This window comes from Streptomyces milbemycinicus (assembly GCF_002154605.1).
Taxonomy (GTDB): Bacteria; Actinomycetota; Actinomycetes; order Streptomycetales; family Streptomycetaceae; genus Streptomyces; species Streptomyces milbemycinicus.
Genome location: NZ_MUNE01000941.1, coordinates 1 through 527, shown reverse-complemented (window position 1 = coordinate 527; position 527 = coordinate 1). Strand labels below are relative to the sequence as shown.

Genomic DNA, 527 nt, shown 5'->3' with positions numbered 1-527 from the left:
CGGAATCGACGACAACTTCTTTGCGCTGGGCGGGCATTCGCTTCTCGCGACTCGGCTGATCAGTCGCATTCGCAGCGCCCTGGGTGTGGAATTGAGCATCCGTGCTCTCTTCGAGTCGCCGACCGTGGCCGGCCTGGACGCGCATCTGGATCAGGGCGCGGATCTGGTGCGGCTGCCGTTGACCGCAAGGGTGCGGCCCGAGGTGGTGCCGGTGTCGTTCGCGCAGCGCCGACTGTGGTTTCTGGGGCAGATGGAAGGGCCCTCGGGCACGTACAACACTCCGCNNGCGGCATGAGAGCCTGCGGACGATCTTTCCGGAGGCCGACGGCCAGCCCCATCAGCACATCGTTGATGCCGGTGCGTCCGTACCGTCGCTCGTGGTGATTGAGGCCGCTGAAGAGGAGCTGGCCGAGGCGCTGGTCAGGGAGGTCGGCGCTGGATTTGACCTCTCAAACGATCTACCGGTGCGCGTGCGGCTGTTTGTGTTGGGGCCGGATGAGTTCGTGCTGCTGGCCGTGGTGCATCAC

2 protein-coding genes are annotated in these 527 nt (G+C 65.5%); both read left to right on the top strand.

Translation table 11 applies throughout. The features are described 5' to 3' along the window. Nucleotides 1–4 precede the first annotated feature (4 nt). The gene (locus CCN51_RS58760; protein WP_425444807.1) at nt 5–295 is read left to right on the top strand and encodes a phosphopantetheine-binding protein; all 291 of its coding nucleotides are present in this window, start codon (nt 5–7) and stop codon (nt 293–295) included. A 4-nt stretch (nt 296–299) separates the two neighbouring features. Beyond that, nucleotides 300–527, top strand: a 228-nt coding sequence (locus tag CCN51_RS58755) for a condensation domain-containing protein (protein ID WP_342749428.1), incomplete at its 3' end; no start/stop codon positions are given.